Origin of the sequence: Microbacterium sp. PAMC21962, assembly GCF_019443465.1 — a bacterium.
Lineage (GTDB): Bacteria > Actinomycetota > Actinomycetes > Actinomycetales > Microbacteriaceae > Microbacterium > Microbacterium hominis.
This window is the reverse complement of the sequence record NZ_CP080381.1, coordinates 1711474-1734091: the sequence shown is the minus strand read 5'-3', so window position 1 is coordinate 1734091 and position 22618 is coordinate 1711474. Positions and strand designations below refer to the sequence as shown.

The 22618-nt window shown below is 71.9% G+C and carries 23 protein-coding genes; 15 read left to right on the top strand and 8 right to left on the bottom strand.

What is annotated here, in order from left to right:
- Positions 1 to 148: 148 nt before the first annotated feature.
- The 3 genes from KY498_RS08370 (at position 149) to proC (ending at position 2770) form a co-directional block, all read left to right on the top strand.
- Complete coding sequence (locus tag KY498_RS08370; RefSeq protein ID WP_101305616.1) at positions 149 to 1144, top strand: ornithine cyclodeaminase family protein; 996 nt, start codon at positions 149 to 151, stop codon at positions 1142 to 1144.
- A 66-nt stretch (positions 1145 to 1210) separates the two neighbouring features.
- Positions 1211 to 1882 (top strand): GntR family transcriptional regulator, encoded by a 672-nt coding sequence (locus KY498_RS08365; protein WP_157831553.1) that lies wholly within the window; start codon positions 1211 to 1213, stop codon positions 1880 to 1882.
- Positions 1883 to 1936: 54 nt separating this feature from the next.
- Positions 1937 to 2770, top strand: coding sequence for a pyrroline-5-carboxylate reductase (gene proC, locus KY498_RS08360; RefSeq protein ID WP_101305618.1), 834 nt, complete (start codon positions 1937 to 1939; stop codon positions 2768 to 2770).
- 85 nt (positions 2771 to 2855) lie between these two features.
- Here the strand turns inward: proC and KY498_RS08355 are convergent, their stop codons facing one another.
- The 3 genes from KY498_RS08355 to KY498_RS08345 form a co-directional block, all read right to left on the bottom strand.
- The gene (locus tag KY498_RS08355) at positions 2856 to 3851 is read right to left on the bottom strand and encodes a hypothetical protein (protein WP_191007945.1); all 996 of its coding nucleotides are present in this window, start codon (positions 3849 to 3851) and stop codon (positions 2856 to 2858) included.
- A 171-nt stretch (positions 3852 to 4022) separates the two neighbouring features.
- Complete coding sequence (locus tag KY498_RS08350) at positions 4023 to 4694, bottom strand: TrkA family potassium uptake protein (protein WP_005049780.1); 672 nt, start codon at positions 4692 to 4694, stop codon at positions 4023 to 4025.
- Positions 4687 to 6129, bottom strand: a complete 1443-nt coding sequence (locus KY498_RS08345) for a TrkH family potassium uptake protein (protein ID WP_060961065.1) — start codon at positions 6127 to 6129, stop codon at positions 4687 to 4689. The genes KY498_RS08350 and KY498_RS08345 overlap by 8 nt, the downstream gene beginning before the upstream one ends.
- Before the next feature lie 70 nt (positions 6130 to 6199).
- On the opposite strand from KY498_RS08345, the gene KY498_RS08340 reads away from it, so the two are divergent.
- The 5 genes from KY498_RS08340 to KY498_RS08320 all read left to right on the top strand — a co-directional run bounded on the left by KY498_RS08340 (position 6200) and on the right by KY498_RS08320 (position 7809).
- On the top strand, positions 6200 to 6607 hold the full coding sequence (locus KY498_RS08340; protein WP_060961066.1) for a helix-turn-helix transcriptional regulator: 408 nt from the start codon (positions 6200 to 6202) through the stop codon (positions 6605 to 6607).
- Positions 6608 to 6739: 132 nt separating this feature from the next.
- Positions 6740 to 6931: a helix-turn-helix domain-containing protein gene (locus KY498_RS08335; protein ID WP_101305621.1), complete on the top strand. Its 192-nt coding sequence runs from the start codon at positions 6740 to 6742 to the stop codon at positions 6929 to 6931.
- Between the two features lie 82 nt (positions 6932 to 7013).
- The gene (locus tag KY498_RS08330; RefSeq protein ID WP_003792170.1) at positions 7014 to 7112 is read left to right on the top strand and encodes a 30S ribosomal protein bS22; all 99 of its coding nucleotides are present in this window, start codon (positions 7014 to 7016) and stop codon (positions 7110 to 7112) included.
- A gap of 110 nt (positions 7113 to 7222) precedes the next feature.
- Complete coding sequence (locus KY498_RS08325) at positions 7223 to 7516, top strand: glutaredoxin family protein (protein WP_191007946.1); 294 nt, start codon at positions 7223 to 7225, stop codon at positions 7514 to 7516.
- A complete protein-coding gene (locus KY498_RS08320; RefSeq protein WP_060961069.1) occupies positions 7513 to 7809 on the top strand; it encodes a Dabb family protein in 297 nt (98 codons plus the stop codon). The genes KY498_RS08325 and KY498_RS08320 overlap by 4 nt, the downstream gene beginning before the upstream one ends.
- Here the strand turns inward: KY498_RS08320 and KY498_RS08315 are convergent.
- Both KY498_RS08315 and aspS read right to left on the bottom strand, forming a co-directional pair.
- The gene (locus KY498_RS08315; protein ID WP_191007947.1) at positions 7806 to 8606 is read right to left on the bottom strand and encodes a tyrosine-protein phosphatase; all 801 of its coding nucleotides are present in this window, start codon (positions 8604 to 8606) and stop codon (positions 7806 to 7808) included. The genes KY498_RS08320 and KY498_RS08315 overlap by 4 nt on opposite strands.
- 37 nt (positions 8607 to 8643) lie before the next feature.
- On the bottom strand, positions 8644 to 9999 hold the full coding sequence (aspS, locus tag KY498_RS08310) for an aspartate--tRNA(Asn) ligase (protein ID WP_219879604.1): 1356 nt from the start codon (positions 9997 to 9999) through the stop codon (positions 8644 to 8646).
- A gap of 339 nt (positions 10000 to 10338) precedes the next feature.
- On the opposite strand from aspS, the gene KY498_RS08305 reads away from it, so the two are divergent.
- Genes KY498_RS08305 through ccsB form a run of 6 tightly spaced genes read left to right on the top strand, consistent with a single transcriptional unit; the run spans position 10339 to position 15850 of the window.
- The gene (locus tag KY498_RS08305) at positions 10339 to 10995 is read left to right on the top strand and encodes a DedA family protein (RefSeq protein ID WP_060961072.1); all 657 of its coding nucleotides are present in this window, start codon (positions 10339 to 10341) and stop codon (positions 10993 to 10995) included.
- Between the two features lie 60 nt (positions 10996 to 11055).
- Positions 11056 to 11685: a histidine phosphatase family protein gene (locus KY498_RS08300; RefSeq protein ID WP_191007949.1), complete on the top strand. Its 630-nt coding sequence runs from the start codon at positions 11056 to 11058 to the stop codon at positions 11683 to 11685.
- Complete coding sequence (locus tag KY498_RS08295) at positions 11682 to 12293, top strand: TlpA disulfide reductase family protein (RefSeq protein WP_191007950.1); 612 nt, start codon at positions 11682 to 11684, stop codon at positions 12291 to 12293. Before KY498_RS08300 ends, KY498_RS08295 begins: the two co-directional genes overlap by 4 nt.
- Positions 12290 to 13039: a cytochrome c biogenesis CcdA family protein gene (locus KY498_RS08290; protein WP_191007951.1), complete on the top strand. Its 750-nt coding sequence runs from the start codon at positions 12290 to 12292 to the stop codon at positions 13037 to 13039. Before KY498_RS08295 ends, KY498_RS08290 begins: the two co-directional genes overlap by 4 nt.
- Positions 13020 to 14774 (top strand): cytochrome c biogenesis protein ResB, encoded by a 1755-nt coding sequence (locus KY498_RS08285; RefSeq protein ID WP_191007952.1) that lies wholly within the window; start codon positions 13020 to 13022, stop codon positions 14772 to 14774. The genes KY498_RS08290 and KY498_RS08285 overlap by 20 nt, the downstream gene beginning before the upstream one ends.
- A gap of 5 nt (positions 14775 to 14779) precedes the next feature.
- Entirely contained in the window at positions 14780 to 15850 is a 1071-nt protein-coding gene (gene ccsB, locus KY498_RS08280; RefSeq protein WP_060961076.1) for a c-type cytochrome biogenesis protein CcsB, read from the top strand.
- 46 nt (positions 15851 to 15896) lie between these two features.
- Here the strand turns inward: ccsB and KY498_RS08275 are convergent, their stop codons facing one another.
- Both KY498_RS08275 and KY498_RS08270 read right to left on the bottom strand, forming a co-directional pair.
- Complete coding sequence (locus tag KY498_RS08275) at positions 15897 to 17858, bottom strand: YhgE/Pip family protein (protein WP_191007953.1); 1962 nt, start codon at positions 17856 to 17858, stop codon at positions 15897 to 15899.
- Positions 17855 to 20728 carry an MMPL family transporter gene (locus tag KY498_RS08270; RefSeq protein WP_191007954.1) on the bottom strand — a complete coding sequence of 958 codons (2874 nt, stop codon included), beginning with the start codon at positions 20726 to 20728 and terminating at the stop codon, positions 17855 to 17857. Before KY498_RS08270 ends, KY498_RS08275 begins: the two co-directional genes overlap by 4 nt.
- A gap of 170 nt (positions 20729 to 20898) precedes the next feature.
- Between KY498_RS08270 and KY498_RS08265 the strand changes: the two genes are divergently transcribed.
- On the top strand, positions 20899 to 21567 hold the full coding sequence (locus KY498_RS08265; protein ID WP_060958878.1) for a TetR/AcrR family transcriptional regulator: 669 nt from the start codon (positions 20899 to 20901) through the stop codon (positions 21565 to 21567).
- Between the two features lie 37 nt (positions 21568 to 21604).
- Here KY498_RS08265 and KY498_RS08260 read toward each other — a convergent pair whose 3' ends face one another.
- Positions 21605 to 22582: an o-succinylbenzoate synthase gene (locus KY498_RS08260; protein WP_191007955.1), complete on the bottom strand. Its 978-nt coding sequence runs from the start codon at positions 22580 to 22582 to the stop codon at positions 21605 to 21607.
- Positions 22583 to 22618 lie beyond the last annotated feature (36 nt).

Below are 22618 nucleotides of genomic sequence, written 5' to 3'. Positions count from 1 at the left end.
ATCGCGATCGGTCTCCGAGTGTGCTTTTATGCCGTTTTTGCGCGGTTCTTCGTGCGTCGCGATGACCGTGCGGGCGTCGTGGGCGGGAGTCGGGGTGATGTGACCGCGGTGGCCTCGTTCTACATTTGGGATACCAAAAGGAGATCCGATGACGACACTCACCCTGACCTCCGACGACGTGGAGGCGCTCGCGGATGCCGACGGCATGCGCGAGGCGATGGCGGCGGCCCACCGGGCGCTGCGCACCGGACGCGCCGTGCAGCCGCGGCCGCACGCGCTCCCCGCTGCCGCCGACCGGACGGCGGACGCCCCGACCGTCGTGCCGATGAGCGCGATCTCCGAAGAGCTCGGGATGTTCGCCGTCAAGGTGCTCGCCGACGCCCCGCGCAACCGGTCGGTGGGACTGCCCGCCCAGCGCTCGACCGTCGCGGTCTTCGACGCGGCGACGGCCGAGTGCGTCGCCATGATCGACGGACGGGCGCTCACCCGCATCCGCACCGCCGCCGTCACGGCACTCGCGACCGACGTCCTCGCGGATCCCGCGGCGCACGTTGCCGCCCTCATCGGGGCCGGTCCGCTCGCCGCCGAGCACGCCCGCGCGCTCATGCGCGTGCGCCCCTTCGCGGAGCTGCGCGTGTGGTCGCGCAGCGCTCCGCGCGCCGCCGAATGCGTCGCGGCGCTGCGCGCCGACGGCATCCCCGCCGTGACGACGGACAGTCGCGAGGGCGCTCTGGAGGACGCCGACGTGGTCTGCACGCTCACGCCCGCGGAGCAGCCGTTCCTGGCGCGTCGGATGCTGCGCGCCGACGTGCACCTCAACGCGGTCGGCTCGCCGCCGCGGCCGATGTTCAGCGAGGTGCAGGCGGACGTCTTCGCCCACGCGCGTAGCGTCGTGGTCGACGATCCGGCGGTCGCCCTCGCCGAATCGGGCAACGTGCGCGGCGCGTGCGACGCGGGTGCGCTCGATCCGGCGGGTCTGGTCCCGCTCGGCGACGTGCTCGACGTTCCGCCCCTCCGCGGCCGCGGCGGGCTCACGGTCTTCAACTCCGTGGGCCTCGGCATCCAGGACCTCTACGCGGCGCACCTGCTGTGCGGGCGCGCGAGCGTCGTCGGCGCTGGCACAATGGTCGCGATCCGCTCATGAGCGCGCGTGCCGCCCTGGTCCGCCCGTGACGGGATCGCCGTGAGCGGCACCGTGAGGGGAGACGGCATGTCCGAGGCGCAGGATGCAGCCGACGACTCTCTGGCGGCGACGGCGTACCGCCGCATCCGCACCGCCATCATCCTGGGGCGCTACGCCGACGGCGCCGCGATCACCGAGGGGCGCCTGGCCGACGAGTTGCAGATGTCGCGCATCCCGGTGCGGGCCGCGATCCTGCAGCTCGGCGTCGACGGGTTCCTCGCGACGGCGCCGCGCCGCAGCGCCCGGATCGTCGGGTGGGACCGGCGCTCGATCGACGAGCTGTTCGACGTGCGGCTGAGCCTCGAGACGCTCGCCGCGCGCCTCGCGGCCCAGAACGCCGGCCGGGGCGCCCCCGTGGAGGTGTTGGACCGGGCTCTCGCGTCGGCCCATGACGCGGTCACGAGCGGCGAGCGGCTCGCGATCGCCGAGGCCCACGCCGCCTTCCACGCCCGCATCGTCGAGATGGCCGACAGCACCCTGCTCACCTCCCTCACCCGCGTCGTCAGCGGACGGCTCGTGTGGCTCTTCTACCTGACCGGCGTCGGCCGCGACGCCCGGGAGCAGTCCCACGAGCACGACGAGCTGCTGGCGGCCATCGCGGACGGCAACGCCCGCCTCGCCGAGAGCCTCGCCTTCAGCCACATCGAGAAGGGCCGCGCCCCGTCGATGCGGCTCATCCTGAACGAGCCCCGCGACTGAGACCCCCCTGCGGCGGGCTCCCGGGGCGGGTGGTTCCTCTGCGAGGATGGGGGCATGGCCTCTCCGCTTCCCTCGATCGCGATCCTCGGTGCCGGCTCGATGGGAGGTGCCATCCTGCAGGGCCTCGTCCGCTCGGGCGCGGCGCCCCGCGTGACCGTGACCAATCGCACGGCGGCCAGCGCCGCGCCGCTGGCAGCGCTGGACGGCGTGACGAGCCTCTCCCTCGAGGAGGATGCCGCCGCCAACACCACGGCCGCCGCCGCGGCGGACATCGTGCTCATCGGCGTCAAGCCCGTGATGGTCCCGGACCTCCTGCGCGAGATCGCTCCGGTCCTGCGACCGGGCACGATCGTGGTGAGCCTCGCCGCGGGTGTGACGCTCGCGACCTTCGCCTCCATCGTGGGCGAGGACGTCGCCGTCATCCGGTCGATGCCGAACACCCCCGCGGTGGTCGGCAAGGCCGTCACGGGACTGTCGGCCGGTGCCGCGGCATCCGCCGACGACCTCGCCCTCGTGCGCCGACTGTTCGAGACGTGCGGCGTGGTGATCGAGGTCCCGGAGTCGCAGATCGACGCGCTGTCGACGATCTCGGGGTCGGGTCCCGCCTACGTGTTCCTGCTGATCGAGGAGCTCGCCGAGGCGGCCCGCGGAAAGGGCTTCTCCGACGCGGACGCCCGCCTCATGGCCGAGCAGACCTTCATCGGCGCTGCGGCGCTCCTGGATGCCACGGGCGAGGACCCCGCAGAGCTGCGCCGCCGGGTGACCAGCCCGAAGGGCACGACCGAGCGCGCCATCGCGGTGCTGCAGGGCGCGCGCCTGGACGGCGTCTTCGCGGAGGCGACCGACGCCGCCCTCGCCCGCGCGAAGGAGATGGCCGCCGGCGCCTGACCCCCCTCCTCGCCGCGCCCGCGAGAAACCACCTTCGGCGCGAGAAACCACCACCGCAGGTGTGTGTCGTCGCCGTTGTGGTTTCTCACCGCGGTCGGTGAGGGAGAACGCGCGGCGTCTGACGCAGGCTCGCCAGTCCGGCGCGGTCGCGCGGGCGGACGAGCCGCACCCCAGCGCGCTGCAGGGCGGTCGCCAGCGGCTCGACCCGCACCGCATCCGCCATCTCCCAGCGCGCGACGGGATGCCCCGCGCGGCGCAGCCGGTCTTCGCGGCGCTTCTCGTCGCGGAAACGCCGCGCGGCGTCCGCGGGCGCGTCGCCGTCGCCGATGCCGTACTTGCCCCAGCCGTCGCTCTCGCCCACCGTGCGGCTGGACGGGAACAGGAAGTCCGTGCGGTCGGTGACCCCCTCGTAGCGGAACTCGGCCTGCAGCACCGGGTCTTCGAAGCCGCACCAGCGGATGACGGCGCGGCTCACGCTCTCGCCGGGCGACTCGGCCCGCGCGTCCGCGTGCGCCCAGGCCCACGCCAGCCGCGCGACGCCCCGGCGGGAAGCCTGCGACGCGGCCCGCTCCCGGAGGTCGTCAACGACGAGCGCGCCGCCCTGTCGGGGCGAGATCGCGGCATCCACGACGGCGAGCGCCTGCGCGGGTGGGAGCACGCGGGCGAGGTCGATGACGGCATCCGCCGGCGACGTGCACAGGATGCCGTCGACCGGCACGACCTCCCGCGCGTCGACGCTGGTGTGCACGCACACGTCGCCGAACCGGCGGGACGCCGTGCGGTCCGGATCGAACACGTGGATGTCGCGCGTCTCGCCGAAAAGCGGCAGGCCGAGCAGCACCGCGGCGGACTCCAGGCACAGCACGGCATCCGGGTGGACGAGCGCGAAGGCGTGCACCCGCAGCGCGTACCGCTGCCAGGGTGCCAGCCGCGCCGCCGCGGCGGCATCCACGTACACGCCGCGGCGCACCCGCGCGACGCCGGGACCGGCCAGCGCCAGCCGCAGCACGCGGGCCTCGGCGGAGGTGACGAGCGGAAGCGGTGACCGGGTGATGGCGCGGTCGGTCAGCAGGTGCGGCATCCGCAGATCATGCCCCGCCGCCCGCGCCGGCGCGCGCTCGTCCCCACCCTCCCCGCCGCCACCCCTTCTCGCCCGCGCCTGGGGAGGAGCCCCCGCGCCGCCGCGAGAAACCACCGGCGAGCCGAGAATCCACGCACGGCAGGGTTTCTCGCGCCGCAGATGGTTTCTCGGTCAGCGGTCGAGGGAGGCGAAACGCTCGATGTCGCTGTTGGTGCCCGACACGATGATGAGGTCGTGGTTGGTGACCACGGTGTCGGCCTCGGCGTAGCGGAACGGCTTGCCCGGGCTCTTCACCCCGACCACCGTCACGCTGTACTTGGAGCGCACGCCCGACTCGTTCAGGCCGATACCGCGGATGAACTTCGGCGGATACATCTTGGCCAGCACGAAGTCGTCGTCGAAACGGATGAAGTCGAGCATCCGGCCGCTGACGAGGTGCGCGACCCGCTCGCCGGCCTCGCGCTCGGGGTAGATGACGTGGTTCGCTCCGACGCGGGCGAGGATCTTGCCGTGCGACTGCGAGACGGCCTTCGCCCAGATCTGCGGCACCTTGAGGTCGACCAGGTTCGCCGTGATCAGCACGGATGCCTCGATGGAGGATCCGACCGCGACGACGGCCACCTGGAAGTCCTGGGCGCCGATCTGCTTGAGCGCCTCGATGTTCTTGGCGTCGGCCTGCACCGTGTGCGTCACGCGCTCGGACCACTTCTGCACGAGCTCGAGGTTGTCGTCGATCGCGAGCACCTCGCGATCGAGTCGGTCGAGCTCGCCGGCGCACGCGGCTCCGAAGCGGCCGAGGCCGATCACCAGGACGGGAGCATCGCTCCGGATCTGCTCAACCAACGATCGGCCTTTCGACGGGCAGCGAGTAATGCTGCGATCGGCTCGTCGCGGCTACGGCCGCAGCGAGAGTGACGGTACCCACACGACCCATGAACATCGTCGCCGCCATGACGTAGACGGCGAGGTCGGGGAGGTCCTGCGTGATGCCCGTGGACAGCCCCACTGTGGCGAAGCCCGAGACCACGTCGAACAGCACGTATTCGACCGGATATCGCGTGATCTGGGCGATCGTGATGGTCGACACCGCGACGATCGTCGACCCCCACGCGACGACGGACAGTGCGACCCGCTGCACGTCGCTGGGGATGCGGCGGCCGAAGGCCTGCACGCTCGGGCGCCCCTTCGCCTCCGACCAGACGGCGAGGGCGAGCACGGCGAGCGTGGTCACCTTGATGCCGCCGGCGGTGGATGCCGAGCCGCCCCCCACGAACATGAGCATCGAGCCGACCACCAGCGACGATCCGTGCAGCTCGCCGATGTCGACGATCGAGAAGCCGCCCGAACGCGTCATGGCCGACAGGAAGAAGGCCTGGAAGGTCGTGTCCCAGGCATCCATCCCACCGAACGTCTTCGGGTTGTCGTACTCGAGCAGCAGGAAGACGGCGGCGCCGACGAAGAACAGGATCACCGTCGTGATGAGGGTGAGCTTGGCGTGCAGCGACCAGCGCCGCACGTGCAGGTGGTGGCGCCACAGCGCGAAGATCACGGGGAAGCCGATCGAGCCGAGGAAGACCCCCGCCATGAGCAGCGTGAGCAGCACGTAGTTGGTGGCGAAGGGGGCGATGCCCTCGGCGTTGGGGGCGAATCCGGTGTTGGTGAAGGCCATCGCCGCGTAGTACGGCGCCTCCCACAGGGCGCTGAGGGGGTCGACGCCGCTGGCCAGCAGCGACGGGTAGAGCAGCACCGCGAGGCCCGCCTCGATCACGAGCGTCGACAGCGCGACGGTCGCCAGCAGCTGACCCACCTCGCCGAGGCGCACGGTCTGGCCCTCGTTGACCGGGCCGCCGTGGGCGCGCAGCGGGTTGGTGTCTCCGGCGGCGATCAGCTTCGCCCGCAGGCCGAGCCGCTTGGAGATGACGAGTCCGAGGATGGATGCCAGGGTCAGCACGCCCATCGCGCCGACGTTGACGCCGACGTAGACGAGCACGTGCCCGAACGCGCTCCAGTGGGTGCCCATGTTCACGGTCGACAGGCCGGTCACGCAGATGGTCGACACGGCCGTGAACAGCGCGTCGGCGAAGGGGGTGACCCGGCCGTCGGCGGATGCCGCGGGCAGGGAGAACAGGGCGGTGAACAGCAGGATGAGCGCTAGGAAGATGCCCACGGCGAAGCGCGAGGGCGACGAGGTCGTCGCGTCGCGGAGGCCGTCCCAGGCCGCGCTCATCGATGCGCGCAGGGAGCGCCACGCACGGGCACCGACGGTGTCGCCCGTCATGGTCCGCCCCTCTCTGCCCAAGAACCGTTGTCATGGTACTCCGGAGCGCGGCGCGGGCTAACCTATCGTCATGGCGGACATCTTCGACGTGATCGCCGACGGCACCCGTCGGGACATCCTGCAGCTGCTGCGCGAGCGCGCGTCCGCGGGCGAGCGCGGGACGAGTGTCTCGCACATCGTCACCGAGCTCGGGGTCAGCCAGCCGACGGTCTCCAAGCACCTCAAGGTGCTCCGCGAAGCCGAGCTCGTCACGGTCCGCGAAGAGGGCCAGCACCGTTTCTACAGCCTGTCGCCGGCGCCGCTGGACGCCGTCGACGACTGGCTCGTGCCGTTCCTCGACGAAGACCTCGTGGCCGCGCCGGCGGGCGCCTCGACCCTGCCCGAGCCCGCCGTGGCCGCCGCCGATCTGGTGGGGCGGGCCGCGGCATCCGCGAAGCACGCCTGGGACACCGCGCTCAAGCGTCTTCCCGGCCGCTGAGCGGCGCGGGGCGTCACCGTCCTGCTCATCCGTCACACGGATCACACGGGTTTACACGCGGCGCACCGAGACCCTAATGTTGTTCCACAGCAATGCGGAGGCACCGCATCGGGGATCGGTGGGGGAATCGGGATGCCGGACCTTTCTGACGTGCGTTTTCTGACGGTCGCCGAGGTGGCCGACATCATGCGTGTGTCGAAGATGACCGTGTACCGGCTGGTGCACGCCGGAGAGCTGCCCGCGGTGCGCTTCGGGCGCAGCTACCGCGTGCCCGAGACGGCCGTCACCGACGCCGTGCAACGTCCCATCGCCGACGTCGGCTAGACTGATCCGAGGGCATTTTTCGAGATGCCCGTTCCCGGACGCGGCCATCCGCGTCCAGACCCCTGACATAGTGAGGTTTTCCGTGGGTTCTGTCATCAAGAAGCGCCGCAAGCGCATGGCGAAGAAGAAGCACCGCAAGCTGCTTCGCAAGACTCGCCACCAGCGCCGCAACAAGAAGTAATTCGTCGCGGCACGCTGCAAAACGACACCGAGCGCCTGTCTCCGAGATCTTCGATCCGGGACGGGCGCTTCGTGTCTGCCCGCCCGCCGGAGTGGGGCAGGATGGATGCCGTGACCACCCTCACGATCATCTCCAAGCCCGACTGCCACCTCTGCGACGTCGCACGGGAGATCGTCGAGACCGTGGTCGCCGACCTGCCCGAGGATGCCGTCGAGGTCGAGGAGCTGTCGATCCTCGACGACCCCGCGCTGTATTCGCAGTGGTGGGAGAAGATCCCCGTGGTGCTCATCGACGACCGGCTGCACGCGCACTGGCGGCTGTCGCCGGATCGGCTGCGTGCGGCGCTCGAGGACGCCTCCGCACCGGCATCCCCCGTCCCTCCCACCCCCGAGGAGTCCGCATGATCCGCCATGTCGTCGCGTGGAAGCTGAAGAGCGAAGACCCCGTCGAGAAGGCCGCGCAGGCGCAGAAGATCTCCGCCGACCTGCTGGCCCTGCGCGGCGTGGTCCCCTCGATCATCGAGATCGCCGTCGGCCCGGACGTCGTCGGCGGCGCGAACTGGGACGTCGCGCTCGTCGCGGACTTCGCCGACCAGGCCGGACTCGACGCCTACCAGACCCATCCCGACCACCAGGCGGTCGTCGGCTACGTGCGGGCGGTCGTCGCCGACCGGGTCGCGGTGGATCTCGAGGTCTAGCAGGCTCCGCCGCGCAGCCTCCGGCGCAGCGCATCGATCCCGTCCGCGCTCAGGCCGCCCGTGGCGAGGTAGTCCGCGGCCCCTCCGTGCGTGCGGTCGATCCAGTCCAGGGCCGCGCGGATCGCGCTCGGCGGGGTCTCGGTGACGAGCGTGCGCAGGGCCGGGGTGAGCGGCATCCCGAGCGACGAGATCATCGCCAGCATGCCGTCGGCCCAGGCGCCGGCGAGGTGCTGCTGCGACGCGGCGTAGTCGGCGACGACCGCGTCGCGCTCGACCCCGGCGGCGTCCAGGAGGAGGGCGACGGCGACGCCCGTGCGGTCCTTGCCGGCGGTGCAGTGCACGAGCACGGCCGTGGGCTCGTCGTCGCGGGAGGCGCCGACCCGGCGGGCCACCTCGGCGAAGGATGCCGCGCCGTGCTGCAGCATGCCCACGTACAGCTGGTCGAGGGTCGGCAGCTGGGCGAGCGCGTGCTCCACGAGCGCGGGGTCGGCCGCGCCGCCGGAGGCCAGCACGCGCTGCGCCATCTCGGCCATCGCTCCCTCCAGAAGCGACAGCTCGAGGATCTCGATCGGGCGCGACGGCGGGAGCCGGTCGGGAGCCGCACGGCGCTCGTCGGGCGTGCGGAAGTCGGCGACGACGCCGATCGGGCTGTCCGCGAGCGCCTCCAGGCCGGCGTCGGTCAGCCGGTCCAGCGCGGCGGAGCGGTACAGCACGCCGGCTCGCGTCGTGCCGCCTCCGATCAGCGGCATCCCACCCGTGTCGCGGAAGTTGTGCAGTCCCTCGATCGCGTGTGCCACGGCATCCAGCCTAGGCCCGCGCGTTCGAGGGGCCGGTTCAGGGCGCCAGGCGCGTGGGGCCGCGGAAGAGGAAGGTGACCTCGCGGATGGAGTCCTGTCCGAGCATGAGCATCAGCACGCGCGCGAGGCCCATGCCGAAGCCGCCGTGGGGCGGGATGCCGTAGCGGAAGAAGTCGAGGTAGTGCTCGAGGCCCTCCAGTGACAGGCCCTTCTCGAGCGCCTGCGCCTCCAGCACGTCGATGCGGTGCTCGCGCTGCGCGCCCGTGGTGATCTCGGTGCCCTGGAACAGCAGGTCGTAGCTGTTCGTCAGCCCGGTCTCGGGGTTTCGCATGTGGTAGAACGGGCGGATCTCGGGGTGGTAGTCGGTGATGAACACGAACTGGTGCCCGAAGGTCTCCTGCACATGCGCCGAGATCTGACGCTCGCCCTCGGGGTCGAGGTCGCCGTCGGTGCGGGGGATGTCGTAGCCGCGCGCCGCCACGATCTCGCGGGCCTCGGCCAGCGGGATGCGCGGGAAGGGGAGCGTCGGCACGACGACGTCGATGTCGAACAGCTCCTTGATCTCGTCGCCGTGCTTGTCTTTGACGGCCTGGAACGCGGCGGCCAGCAGCTCCTCCTGCATCGCGGCGACGTCCTCGTAGGAGTCGATCCAGCTGATCTCGGCGTCGATCGAGGTGAACTCGGTCGCGTGGCGGCTCGTGAAGCTCGGGTCGGCGCGGAACACGTCGCCGATCTCGAACACCTTGCCGAAGCCGGCGGCCTGCGCCATCTGCTTGAAGTGCTGCGGGCTCTGCGCGAGGTAGGCCGTCTGGTCGCCGAAGTACTCCAGGGCGAACAGCTCGGCGTTGCCCTCGGCGGGCGTGGACATGAGCTTGGGGGAGTGGATCTCGACGTAGTCGCGCTCGATCCAGTAGGTGCGCATCGCGTGCTCGAGCGTCGTCTGGATGCGGAAGACCAGGTTGTTGCGGCGCTGGCGCAGGTCGATGAAGCGCCAGTCCATGCGCTTGTCGAGGCCGCTGTCGGCGGCGATCGGCGTCTCGGGCAGGGCCGCGGCGGCGATCTCCAGGGTGGCGATCTTGATCTCGACGCCGCCGAGCTTGACCCGCTCGTCGTGCTTGAACTGACCGGTGACCGTCAGGAAGGTGCCCGTCGACAGCTCCGAGATCAGCGCGGTGAGCGCGAGGGCCGCGGCATCCTGCTCGGCGCCCGTCGATTCGAGGAGAGCCGGGTCGGGACGGGTCGCGGGGTTCACGAGCTGGACGGCACCGGTCTCGTCGCGGAGGATGACGAACTGCACCTTCTTCTGGTCGCGGACGGTCTCCACCCATCCGGACACCGAGACGGTGCCGTCTTCGCGGGACTGCAGCTGGCTGACGAGGGTGCGTTCACTCACGAGGGATCAGTCTACGTGGAGCGGCGTTTCGACTCGCTGCGCTCGCTCAACGACCGGGGGTGTGCGGCGTTTCGACTCGCTGCGCTCGCTCGACGACCGGGGGTGTGCGGCGTTTCGACTCGCTGCGCTCGCTCAACGACCGGGGGTGTGCGGCGTTTCGACTCGCTGCGCTCGCTCAACGACCGGGGGTGTGGGGCGTTTCGACTCGCTGCGCTCGCTCGACGACCGGGGGTGGGGGCGGGCCCGGTCGTTGAGCGAGGCGCGCAGCGCCGAGTCGAAACGCCCTGCACCCGGCATCCGCCCAGGTTCCGGTCACCTGCGGTGGGTACCGTCGACGCCATGGCGATGGCATCCGACGGCTCGTGGCTCACCGCGCTCGTCGATGCGGTCGTCGGCCTCATGAACCTCATCGGGGCCCCCGGTGCGGGCATCGCGATCGCGCTCGAGAACCTCTTCCCGCCGCTGCCGAGCGAGGTCATCCTCCCGATGGCGGGACTGGCCGCGGCACGCGGATCGTTCACGCTCGTCGAGGCGCTGCTGTGGACGACCGCCGGCTCGGTCGCGGGCGCCTTCGCGCTCTACGGCCTCGGCGCGTGGCTCGGTATCGCCCGGCTGCGTGCGCTCGTACGACGGATGCCGCTGCTGAAGGTCGACGACGTCGACCGCACGGTCGCGTGGTTCGAGCGCCACGGCGGCAAGGCGGTGTTCTTCGGGCGCATGCTCCCGATCTTCCGGAGCCTCATCTCGATCCCCGCGGGCGTGACACGGATGCCGCTGTGGCGCTTCGGACTGCTGACCCTCGCCGGATCGTTCCTCTGGAACGCCGTGTTCGTGCTGTCCGGCTATCTCCTGGGCGACCAGTGGCACGTCGTCGAGGAGTACGCCGGGGTGCTGCAGTACGCCGTCATCGGCGTCGCCGCCGCGGCCCTCGTCTGGTTCACGGTGAACCGCGTGCGCCAGCTGCGCGGACGGACCGCGGATCGCGATCCCGCCTGAGCGCCGCCGCGGGCTCCGTTCCCAGCCCGGCCACAGATGAGGCCTGCGTAGACTGAAGGTGTGCCCGCCGATCGCCTCCACCTCGTGCGCCATGGCGAGGTCCACAACCCGGGCCGCGTGCTGTACGGTCGCCTCCCGAACTTCCGGTTGAGCGCCGACGGGCGCGAGATGGCGCGCAGCGCCGCCGCGCACCTGTCCGCTCTCGGTCGTCCCGTCACGGCGCTGTACGCCTCGCCGCTGCAGCGCACGCGCGAGTCCGCCGAGCCGATCGCGGAGCTGTTCGACCTCGATCCGATCATCGACGAGCGCGTCATCGAGCCGACCAACGTCTTCGAGGGCAAGCGCATGAAGCGCGCCGTGCTGAACCCGCTCAACTGGCGTCACCTCACCCGCCCCGCCGTGCCCAGCTGGGGTGAGCCCTACGCCGAGGTCGTCGCCCGCATGGATGCCGCGATGACGGAGGCGTGGAACGACGCCGACGGCGGCGATGTCGTCATCGTGTCGCACCAGCTGCCGATCTGGGTGACGCACCTCGCGGTGGCCGGCGAGGCGCTCCGTCACGATCCGCGCAAGCGCCGCTGTGCGCTGTCCAGCGTGACGAGCTTCGAGCGCGACGGCGCAGGCTGGCGCGAGGTGGCCTACGCCGAGCCGGCGTCGACATCGCGGGCCGTGGACGTGGGGGCGGTATGAGGCGCTCGACGACCGCGAAGCTCGCGGCATCCCTGGTCGCCCTGGCGCTCGCCGTCGGTCTCGCGGGGTGCAGCGGAGCCAACGACGACCTGGCCAACCAGTACAAGCAGGGCGACGGCAAGGGGTACATCTCCGGTGACGGCAGCGTGCAGGAGATCGCGCCGGAGGACCGCACGGCCGCCGTCGCGTTCACCGGGACGGCCGTCGACGGCTCCACCGTCACCAGCGCCGACTACGCGGGCAGGGTCCTCGTGCTGAACTTCTGGTACGCCGGCTGCGGTCCGTGCCGGGCCGAGGCGCCCACCCTCGAGAACACCTTCCAGTCGGTCGAGCCCGCCGGCGCGGCCTTCCTGGGCGTCAACATCTACGACGGGCCGGAGGCGGCGACCGCGTTCGAGCAGACGTACGGCATCAGCTACCCGTCGCTGCTCGCGAAGGACGACGCCGACCTCAAGCTCGCCTTCGCCTCGTGGACGCCGCTGCAGTCGGTGCCCATCACGCTGGTGCTCGACAAGCAGGGCCGCGTCGCGGCGCGCTTCGTCGGTCGCGTCGAGAGCGAGTCGATCCTCAAGACGATCGTCAACGACGCGCTGTCGGAGACCTCGTGACCGAGGTCGTCTTCAGCGGGGCGCTGTGGCTCGCGATCCCGATCGCCATGCTCGCCGGTCTCGTCTCCTTCCTCTCGCCCTGCGTGCTGCCGCTCGTCCCCGGCTACCTCGGCTTCCTCGGCGGGGCATCCGGCGCCGCCGCGGCGCGCGGGCGCACGGTGCGCGCCGGCCGCGGACGGCTGCTGATCGGCGTGCTCCTGTTCATCGCGGGCTTCACCGTCGTCTTCGTCGCGATGGGTGTGCTGGCGGGCACCGCCGGCCGCTTCTTCATCCAGTACGGAGAGCTGCTGACGCGCATCCTCGGCGTGGTCGTCATCGTCATGGGGCTCGTGTTCCTCGGGCTGTTCGGCTTCGCCCAGCGGACGCTCAAGCCGCAGGTGCGCAGCGGCCTCGGGCTCGCCGGTGCGCCGCTGCTGGGGGTCGCGATGGGCATCGGCTGGGCGCCGTGCATCGGCCCCACCTACGCCGCGATCCTCTCGATCTCGCTGACGCAGGCCGATCCGCTCCGGGCCGTGCTGCTGGCCGTCGCGTACTCGCTGGGCCTCGGCACCCCGTTCCTGCTGCTGGCCGTCGGGTTCGGCTGGGCCACGCGGTCGGTCGCGTTCCTGCGCCGCCACATCCGCACGGTCAACGTCATCGGCGGGCTGCTTCTGATCGTGCTCGGTCTGCTGATGGTGACCGGGCTCTGGACCGCGGCGATGTCGCAGCTGACGGGGGTGATCGGCGGTGTCGAACTCCCGCTCTGAGCGCGCGGGCAGCGATCCGCTGCGTCCGGACGACCACGCGGATGCCGAGGCGCCCGCCACCGGGATCGCCCAGCCGCGGCTGGGCGTGGTCGGCTGGCTGCGCTGGGGGTGGCGTCAGCTCACCAGCATGCGCACGGCGCTCGTGCTGCTGCTGCTGCTCGCGATCGCGGCGATCCCCGGCTCGATCGTGCCGCAGCGCTCCGCCGACCCCAACGGCGTGCTGCAGTACAAGACGGACAACCCCGACCTGTTCCCCGTCCTCGACACGCTGCAGCTGTTCGACGTCTACTCGTCGGTGTGGTTCTCGGCGATCTACATCCTGCTGTTCATCTCGCTGATCGGGTGCGTCATCCCGCGTACCAAGCACCACTTCAACGCGTTGCGCGCGCGTCCGCCCCGCACGCCGGTACGGCTCTCGCGCCTCGACGACCACGCGGAGATCGACCGTGTCGTGCCCGCGGGCGTGGACGCCGCGGCCTACGCCGAGGCCGCCGTCGAGCTCGCGCAGGCGCAGCTGCGCAAAGCGGGGTACCGCGTCGAGCGGTACGACACGCCCGCGACGGGCAAGCGTCCCGCCACGGCATCCGTCTCGGCGGAGCGCGGCTACGCCCGCGAGACCGGCAACCTCGTCTTCCACGCCGCGCTCGTCGGCGTGCTGATCTCCGTGGGCGTCGGCGGCGGTCTCACCTACACGGGCCAGACCGTGATCGTCGAGGGCGACAGCTTCGTCAACTCCCTGGGCCTGGGCTACACCTCCTTCAACCCCGGACGCTTCGTCGACACGAACGCGCTCCCGCCCTACTCGCTGACCCTCGACAGCTTCGATGTCACGTACGTCCCGGTCGGCGAGGCCGGGCAGGGGCAGGCGGGCGACTTCGCGGCGAACCTGACCACGCGCGAGCCGGGGCACGATGCGCAGCAGCAGACCGTGCGCGTCAACCATCCGGTCGACATGGCGGGCGACCGCGTGTACCTCATGGGCAACGGCTACGCGCCGACCATCACGGTGCGAAACCCCGCGGGCGATGTCGTGCTGCGCGAAGACGTCGAGTTCCTGCCGCAGGGCGCCACCATGACCTCGCTGGGTGTCGTGAAGGTGCCCGACGGGCTCGCGCAGCAGGTGGGCATGGTCGGTTTCTTCTATCCCACCGCGGCCAAGCTGCACACGGGGGCGCTCACCTCGGCCTACCCGGCCCTGGCGAACCCGGTGCTGACCCTCGACGTCTACACGGGCGACCTCGGCATCGACGACGGCACCCCGCGCAACGTCTACGCACTGGACGTCAGCGGCATGACGCAGCTCACGGGCCGCAGCATCGACGTCCCCTCCCTCGAGCTCGCGCCGGGGCAGACGGTGGACCTGCCCGACGGTCTGGGCACGATCACGTTCGAGGACGCCAAGGCCAGCGGGGCCGCCGAGCAGGTGAAGCGCTACGTCTCCCTCTCCATCCACCGCGACGTCGGTGCGCCGTGGGTGCTGGGCTTCGCGATCGTCGCCCTCGCCGGGCTGCTCGCCGCGCTGTTCGTCCCGCGTCGGCGCATGTGGGTGAAGGCGACCGCCGACGGCGACGTCGTGCACCTGGAGTACGCCGGTCTCGCGCGCGGCGAGGACCCCGCGATCGCGGCGGCCGTCGCCGACCTCGTGCGCGAGCACGGTGCCGCCATGGATGCCGCGGGAACCGCCGGCGCCGCGGCATCCGACCGGACCGCTGCGCAGACCGCCGACGTAGACTGATCGTCATGCCCGACGGCCTCTCCCTCGACGAAATCTCCCGGCTCCTGGTGTGGACCGCGGTCGCGATCTACGCGCTCGCGTTCATCGCCTACGCGATCGACCTCGGGCGCCGGTCCGACCTCGCCATCCAGCAGAAGGATGCCGCCCGGGAGCGGGTGCTCGTCGGTGCCGCCGCGGCGGTGTCGGCCACGGCAGCCACGTCGCTCGCGAGCCCGCTCGACGAGATGCGGGCGCAGCAGCAGGCGGCCAAGGCGGAGCTGGAGGCGCCGCTCGCCCGCCGCACGCGCTACCTGTGGGCGCGCATCGGCACGTCGCTGACGGTGCTCGGCTTCCTGTTCCACGTCGCCGGCGACGTGCTGCGGGGCATCGCCGCCAGCCGGGTGCCCTGGTCGAACATGTACGAGTTCGCGCTCACCGGGACGATGCTGATCATGGCCGTCTACCTGGTCGTGCTGTTCAAGTACGACCTGCGCTTCCTCGGCACCTTCATCACCGGCCTCGTCGTCGTGCTGCTGGGCGGCACGGTCCTCTGGTTCTACACCGCGGTCGTGCCGCTGTCCGATCCGCTGAAGAGCGTGTGGCTCGTCATCCACGTCTTCGTCGCGTCGCTGTCGACGGCCCTGTTCGCCCTCGCGTTCGCCCTCTCGGTGCTGCAGCTCATGCAGGCCCGCCGCGAGCGCCTCGCCATCGCCGCCATCGCCGCCGCGGGAGAGGAGAGCACGACGCGCCGCCGCGGTCCGCGCTTCCTGCGGACGCTGCCGTCGGCCGACGTGCTGGAATCGCTTGCGTACCGCTTCACGATCATCGGCTTCATCTTCTGGACCTTCACCCTCATCGCCGGCTCCATCTGGGCCAACGACGCGTGGGGCCGCTACTGGGGCTTCGACACGAAGGAAGTCTGGACGTTCGTCATCTGGGTGCTCTACGCGGGCTACATCCACGCGCGCGCGACCCGCGGGTGGCGCGGCACGCGCTCGGCCTGGCTGTCGATCATCGGCTTCGCGGCGGTCATGTTCAACTTCACGATCGTCAACATGTTCTTCAAGGGCCTGCACGTCTACAGCGGCCTGAACTGACCCGCGGTCGGCGGCATCCCGCTGCCGACCGCGCCGTCCGCGGCGGTCAGGCCAGGGCGGGGGATGCCGCGAGCAGCGCGCGGGCGCTCGCCGTGCGGCGCCGCGTCACGGCGATGGTGCTCGCGATGAACGCCAGCACCGCCCACGCGATCATGGCCGTCAGCCCGGCGGCCGCTCCACCGGCCGACGTGGTCGCCGCGAGCAGCGCGGTGTAGGCGGGCGAGGTGGGCATGACGCCGGCGATCGAGGCGAGGATGCCCGGGATCGTCGACACGATCCCGGTCGCCACCGCGAGCACGCCCACGAGCGTCGAGATCCACCGGCCCGCGCCTCCGAACACCGCGACCAGCGCCTGGTTGACGGCGGCGAACGAGATGCCGGCGACGACGGCGAGGCCCGCGAAGGCGAACCAGGTGCCCGCGTCGTAGTTCGCCGCGATCTGGGCGACACCGGCGACCAGCAGGCCCTGTGCCGCGCCGATGGCGGCGGCCGGAGCGAGGCTGCGCAACGCCAGCAGCACCGACGGACGGCGCGAGCTGAGCGCGTGGCGCGGCACCGCCTGGAGCGCGATGAACGAGCCCAGACCGCCGAACCAGAGCGCGAGCATCGCCAGCAGCGGGATCGCCGACGCGCCGAAGAGGTTCGTGCCGATGCCGTCGGCGCTCACGGGGTTCGCCACCACCTCGGCGGTGGCGTCGGCCTGCTGCTGCGAGTACGTCGGGATCTGCGAGACGGCCGAGTCCAGGCCCTGCGCCAGCGAGCTGGAGCCCGAGGCGAGCTGGGTCACGCCGGTGCTGAGCTGGGTCGCGCCGTCGGCGAGCTGCGTGGCCCCGTCCGCCAGCTGGGAGGCACCCGTCGACAGCCCGGTCGCGCCGGTGGCCGCATGGTCGATGCCGTCGGCGAGCTGGCCGAGACCGGACTGCAGCCCCTGGGCTCCACTGGTCAGCTGGGCGATTCCCGCGGCCGTCTCGGGCAGCGCCTGGTCCTTCAGGCCGTTCGCGTATCCCGCGGCGTACCCGGCGTTCGTGGCGGAGCTTTGGACATCCGCCGCCAATGTGAGAAGCGCCGCGCAGGTCGGTGTCTGGACCGGCGACGTCGGGTCGCAGGCATTGGACACGAGCAGCTTCTGGTACTGCGTCGCCAGGCTCTGCGTCGAGGCCGCCGCCGCCGACGCGTACTGCGCCGTCGTCGACACCGTGCCGCCGAGCGTGTTCGGCTGCGTCGAGGTGACCTGCGCCGACAGCTGGTTCAGCCCGCCGGCGAGCTGTCCCGCTCCCGCGGACGAGTCGCGCGCACCGGTCGCGAGCGTCGCCAGCCCGCTCGACAGGTCGCTCGCGCCCGAGCCGAGCTGGCCCGCTCCGGAGGCGAGTGCCGTAGCCCCGTCCGGGAGCTGCGCGGCGCCCGTCGCCGCCTGCTGGGCGCCGCTGGCGAGCTGGTCGGCGCCGTCGGCGGCCTCACCGAGCTGGTCGTGAAGCGTCGTGAAGCCCATGAGCACGTTGGTGAGGTACTGCTGCGAGACGGCGCTGCCGAACACGGATGCCGCGGTCTGGGTGATCGTCGCCGTGATGGCGCCGTCGACGACGCGGCCGTCGGGGGCGGTCTGCACCTGGATGGTCGCCTTCTCCGGCGTCTTGCCGGGCGCGGTCGAGGTCGCGGCCGCCGAGAAGTTCTGCGGGATCGTGATCACGGCGTCGTAGGTGCCGTCGGCGAGACCGGAGGCGGCGTCGTCGGTGTTCGAGATCACCCAGTCGAGGTTGCTCGGCACGTCCGACGACCCTTCCACGAGGCCGGCGGTCAGCTGCCGCCCGAGCGGTGCGGTCTGGCCGTTGATCGTGACGGGCTCGTCGTTGTTCACGATCGCCGCGCGGACGTTGCCGAGGCGCTCGGTCGGGTTGTAGAGCGCCGTGAGGAGGATGCCGCCGATCAGCACGGGCAGCAGGAGGACGCCGAGCACCGTGAGCCAGGTCACGGGGCGGCGGGAACGAGCGCGTTCGAGGGGGAGAGTCATGCGGAGATCACCTGCGTGGGAGAGTCGGCGGTACCGGTGGTGAGGGCCAGGGCGGTGACGCTCCGGCGATGAGCGTCGGCGAGCACGTCGAGGGCGGGGCCCTCGCGACGTGCCGACGCGATGAGGGTGAGCGGGCGGGCGTGTGCGCCGCCGCGGGAGATGCGCGCGGCGGCGCGCTCCTGGGCGTCGCGCAGCAGGGCGGCGGCCTGATCGCGGTCGGCGCCCGTGAGCGTGTCCAGGCCGTCGATGGCGACGATGGTCGTCCCGCCCGCGAGCGCTCGCCGCAGCTCCGTGAGCGGAGCGGCGGCGCCGTCGAGGAGGGCGACGCCCACGTGGGCGCGCACCCACGCCCCGCGGCCGGGCAGGAGGTGCCCGGCGACGCGCAGGCGCCCCTCGCTCGGATCGACGCGGCCGGCGACGGCGAGGACGAAGGCGCGTCCGGCGCGCGGGTCGGCCGCCGTCGCCAGCAGGGTGCCGCCCTGCTCGAGACGGATCGTCGACGCGCGGAAGAGCATGACCTCGCCGACACCGGCCCCGCCGTCGACGCGGACGGTCAGGTCGTCGGCGGCCAGCGCGCCGTCGTAGCCGGGCTCCGGCCATGCGGTGAGCGCGAGCTCGCGCTCGACGGCCTCGCCCTCGATGTCGAAGTGCGGGAGCACACGGTCGAGCCATCGCGGCATCCACCAGGCCTTGTCGCCGAGGAGCGTCATGATGGCCGGGCCGAGCGTCATCCGCACGAGGAAGGCGTCGACGGCGATGCCGACGGCCAGTCCCAACGCGATCGGTTTGATCGAGGTGTCGCCCTCGGGGATGAACGCCGCGAAGACCGCGAACATGATGACGGCCGCCGCGGTGACGACGCGCGCCGAGGCCGTGAAGCCGCTGCGCACGGCGTCGACCGCCATCGCCCGGTCGGCGCGCCCGCCGCGGTCGCGGCGCGCGTGGACGAAGTCCTCGCGCATGCGCGAGACGAGGAAGACCTCGTAGTCCATCGCGAGGCCGAACAGCACACCCATGAGGATGATCGGCATGAAGCTGATCACCGGACCGGTGCGCGTCACGTGCAGGGCGTCGGCGAGCCAGCCCCACTCGAACACCGCCGCGACGGCGCCGAAGGCCGCGAGGATCGACAGCAGGTAGCCCAGCGTCGCCTTCAGCGGCACCCAGATCGAGCGGAACACGATCATCAGGAGCACGAACGACAGGCCCACGACGAACAGGCCGAACGGCAGCAGTGCGGCGCCGAGGCGATCGGAGATGTCGATCGCGATCGCCGTGAAACCGGTCACCTTCAGGTCGATGCCGTACTTCTGGAGCCACTCGTCGTGGTGGGCGCGCAGCTCGCGGACGAGCTCGGCGGTCTGCGGCGCGTCGGGGGCGGTGGTCGGGACGATCTGCACCAGCCCCGTGTCCGCCGTCTCATTGGGGGTCGAGAGGGCCACGCGCTCGACGCCGGGGATCTTCTCGACATCCGCCTTGAGATCGGCCATGAGCGTGAGCGGGTCGGTCGAGGTGACGATGGTGCCGGTGAGGATCAGCGGCCCGTTCGCGCCGGGGCCGAAGTGCTCCGCCGTCAGGTCGTACGCCTGGCGGGCCTCGCTGGATGTCGGCTGCATGCCGGCGTTGGGCAGCGCGAGCTGCAGGCTGGAGGCCGGGATCGCGATGACGCCGAGCGTCAGGATCACCGCGAGCGTGCTGACGACGGGATGGCGCGTCACGAGGGCGACCCACGGGTTCGTCTTCGTGGCGGGCGCCGCACCGGCGGCATCCGCCTGCGCGCGCGCCGGGCGGCGACGGCGACCGACGCGGATGCCGCGACCCAGGACGCGGCTCCAGCCCACGACGCGGCCCTTCGCGAAGCCCAGCAGCGCCGGGGTGAGGGTGATCGCGACGACGACGGCCACCGCCACGGCGCCCGCGGCGGCCAGGCCCATCGTCGTGAGGAAGGGGATGCCGGCGAAGCCGAGGCCGACCAGCGCGATGAGCACCGTGATGCCCGCGAACATGACCGCCGAGCCGGCCGTCCCCGTCGCACGGGCCGCGGACTCCTCGGGGTCGACACCGGCGCGCACCTGATCCTGATGTCGCGCCACGATGAACAGCGCGTAGTCGATGCCGACCGCGAGCCCCAGCATGATGGCGAGCATCGGCGTCGTCGAGGACACGGTCGCGAACGCCGTGGAGGCGAAGATCAGCACGACCGACAGGCCGACGCCGATGAGGGCGCTCACCAGCGGGAACCAGGCGACGGCGAGCGAGCGGAAGGTGACGATCAGCACGAACAGGGCGATGAGCACGCCGATGGCCTCGATGATCGACAGGGCGGGCAGCGAGGTGGAGAACAGGTCGCCGCCGACCACCACGGTCGATCCGGCCGGCAGGGCGGCGTCGAGCGAGGTGGACAGGTCTTCGAGCGTGGTCTTCGTCGCGGCCGGCACGTCGGTCGCGGTGCCCTGGAACTGCAGGCGGATGAGGGCGGCCTGACCGTCGCCGCTGACCATGCCGTCGACGTTCTCGCTGAACGGGTCGGTGACGGCGAGCACACCGTCGAGAGAGCCGAGCTCGGAGACGGCCGAGGCGATCTCGTCGGAGTACGGCTTCTCGTCGACGCGGTCGCCCGCAGCGGCGACGACGATGTACTGCGCGCTCGTCCCGCTCGCCTGGGGGAACGTGCGGTTGAGCAGCTCGAGGCCCTCCTGACCCTCGGTGCCGGGGATCGAGAAGGAGTTGTCGAAGCCCTTTACGGCGCCGGTCGCGACGCCGACGCCGACCGCGCCGCCCACCACGCCCAGCAGCAGGAGCCACGACACGAGGACCCGCCACGAGTGGCGGTAGGACCAGCGGCCCAGCGAGTAAAGCAGAGTGGACACAGGTGCTCCGGTTCAGACGATCGGGGTGGGGGCGGACAGGGATTCGATACACCGCTGTATCCGATACACAGATGTATCCTAAGAGCCGGGGTTCTCGCAATCCTGAGCACTCGATGTGAAACTGAGGACCGGCGCCGAGCGCCGCATCCCGCCGACGAAGGGAGGGCACCGTGACGGACATCGCCGAACGCGCCGACGGCAGTCGCCCGCCCAGCCAGCGCCGCGAGCAGACCCGGGCGCGCCTTCTCGACGCGGCGCACGACGTGTTCGCCGAGGTGGGCATGGATGCCGCGTCGGTCGAGGCGATCTGCGAGCGCGCGGGATTCACCCGCGGGGCGTTCTACTCGAACTTCGAGTCGAAGGACGAGCTCTTCCTCGCGCTCGTGACCCGCCTGTCCGACGCGAAGCTCGACGCGGTCGCCAGCCGGGTCCACCGCCTCTCGCCCGACGGTCCCGTCGACGTCTCCGAGCTCGTGGGCCAGCTGGGAGCGCCGTTCGGCGAGGGCATGGATCCGCAGCTCATGACGGAGATCCGCGTGCAGGCGCTTCGCGACCCGCGACTCGCCGAGGCCTTCCTCACCCTGCAGCGGCGCATGCTCGACCGCATCGAAGGATTCCTCGAGCACATCATCGCGACCTACGGGCTGACCCTGCGTCTGTCGGTGGCGGAGGCGGCGCGCATCCTCCTCGACGTCGCGAACGAGACCTGCACGACGGCGATGTTGCAGGGCATCGAGGACGACGGGGTCACCGCTGCGCTGCGCGGACGTCTCGACGCCCTGATCCCGGCGCTGGTCGCCGCCGGTGGGGAGCGGGCCTTCCGCTACGCCGACCGCTGACCGCCGCGGGGTCGACCCCGGGCGCGATCCGCCGCGGTCACAGCAGCGCGGCGCACCGCTCCAGGCGGTCGAGCCACCACGCGCGCCGATCGGGCGTCGCCGCATGCCGGGCGAGCGCGGCGGCATCCGGGACGACCCGCCCCACGGGCAGCATTCCGCCGGAGGGACGCAGCGGCCGCGCCGTGACATCCGCCGCGAGCAGCGAGGCCGTGCCGAGGCCGCAGTCGTAGGGCAGATCGGGCAGGGCCGCGGCGAGGGTCGTGCCCATCGACAGGCCGATGCTCGTGTCGAGAGCGCTCGAGACGACCGCCGGAAGGCCCGCCTCCGCGACGATCGCCAGCGCCGCGGCGACCCCGCCGAGAGGCTGCGCCTTCACGACGAGCAGATCAGCCGCTCCGGCGCGCGCGACGGCGAGCGGGTCGGACGCCTTGCGCACCGACTCGTCGGCGGCGATCGGGATGTCCCAGTCGGCGATGCGCGCGCGCAGCTGGGCGAGCTCCTCCACCTCGGTGCAGGGCTGTTCCAGGTATTCGAGGTCGAACTCGGCCAGCGCGTGCACGGCGTGCTCGGCCTCGTCGACGTTCCACCCGCCGTTGGCGTCGAGGCGCACCCGCCCCTCCGGGCCCATCGCGGCGCGCACGGCACGCACCCGCGCGACGTCGTCGGCGAGCGTCTGGCCGCGCTCGGCGACCTTCACCTTCGCGGTGCGGCACCCGTCGAAGCGGGCCAGCACCCCGGCCACCTCGTCGGCCCGGACGGCGGGGACGGTGGCGTTGACGCGGACGGTGTCGCGCCGCGGATCGGGCTGGCGGCGCCATCCGAAGTCGATCGCCGCGGCGAGCCAGACGGCGGCCTCCGCGTCGTCGTACTCGAGAAACGGGGAGAACTCGGTCCAGCCCTCGGGGCCCTCCATCAGCACCGCCTCGCGGTGGTCGACGCCGCGGAAGCGGGTGACGAGGGGCAGCGACACCACGTGCGCCGTGGCGAGCAGCTCGCCGAGTGCGGGGACGGTCATGGCTCCATCCTGCCTCGGGAGGCCGCCGCCGCGGGG